The 1,256-nt window shown below is 53.7% G+C and carries 1 protein-coding gene; it reads left to right on the top strand.

Annotation, left to right across the window (positions count from 1 at the left end; translation table 11 throughout):
• Positions 1–151 precede the first annotated feature (151 nt).
• Positions 152–1,207: an alpha/beta fold hydrolase gene (locus HMPREF3169_RS02155; protein WP_070455576.1), complete on the top strand. Its 1,056-nt coding sequence runs from the start codon at positions 152–154 to the stop codon at positions 1,205–1,207.
• The last annotated feature ends 49 nt before the right edge of the window (positions 1,208–1,256 follow it).

Raw genomic sequence — 1,256 nt, 5'->3', positions numbered from 1 at the left:
CCCCTTAGTGCGGAAAAATACCCAACCCCAACACCAAACCAGCAGGTCTACGCGTCAAGAGTTAAGTCGGTCACACCACAGTGAGCCAAGCCAGGTTATAATGCGAGTGTACTGGTGTTATAATACAGATTTATTGGTAAGGTGATAGCTCATGGCCCTGGTCAGGAAAAGGGTCCTGAAGGTGGCGGGACTTATCGTGACGGCAATCGTTGCACTTGCGGCAGCCGGTGCTGGCGGTTGGGCATGGTACACAACCACGTATCACTCGCGTCTTGTGAGATCCCTGGAAAAGGCTGGCTATCAAGAGCACCGGGTGAGCGTGGATCATGTGAAGCTCAATGTAGGGGTAAGCGAGCCAAGGGACGGTTCCCCTATTGTCCTTATCCATGGTCAAGCGAGCGGATGGCGCCAGTACGGTTACGCTTTACGTGACCTCAGCAAGGACCGCCAAGTGTATGCCATCGACGTTCCAGGGCATGGCAAGTCTGAACGCCTTGAATCTTATCGAGCGGTGGAGGTCGCAGACGTCCTATCTCGTTATATAGAGACAATTGGCCAACCCGTCGTATTAAGTGGGCATTCGTCTGGGGGTCAATTGGCCGCGTTGATTGCTGCGCGTCATCCAGAACTGGTTAGCTTCCTGGTGTTAGAAGATCCGCCGCTATTTGCCACAGAGCTGCCTGAGGCGCGCAATACGTGGAATTATCAGGACCTAGCTGTCAGCACTCATGAGTTCTTGTCTTCAGGAGAGACCGACTGGCAGGCTTATCAGTGGCGCAGCCAAAAAATGTGGCAATACTTTGGGGACTCTGCTCAGGGGTTCATCGGTGATGGACTCGCATATCACTCTCGGCATCCGGGCGCCCCGATAGCTCTGTGGACCATGCCTCCCGAGATGAATGAGGCACAGGTGTACATCATGGATTATGACCCAGCGTTTGGTGATGCCTTCTTTACGGGTCTCTGGAACGAAGGGTTTGATCAAGAAGCAACACTTGCGGCGATTCAAGCGCCAGTTACCTATATTCATTGTCAAGCGCGATACGACGGGGAAATCCTTCAAGCTGCGGCCAGTGATGAGGACGCCGCCAGGGCCATGGATTCTCTTCCCGCCGGTGCCGTTAAAGTCGAGGCTGACTCGGGCCACAACTTCCATGTAGAAAAGCGCAAGGAGTTCGTAGAAATTCTGCTGGCCGGCGTAGGTTAATCCGCGTGTGCTTCTCCTGAGTTGGATCATTTTAGTGCGGAAGTCAGGG

It is taken from the genome of Corynebacterium sp. HMSC08C04, from assembly GCF_001807495.1.
GTDB classification, from domain to species: Bacteria; Actinomycetota; Actinomycetes; order Mycobacteriales; family Mycobacteriaceae; genus Corynebacterium; species Corynebacterium simulans.
The sequence above is the reverse complement of the archived record's forward strand: the minus strand, read 5'-3'. Positions and strand labels throughout refer to the sequence as shown.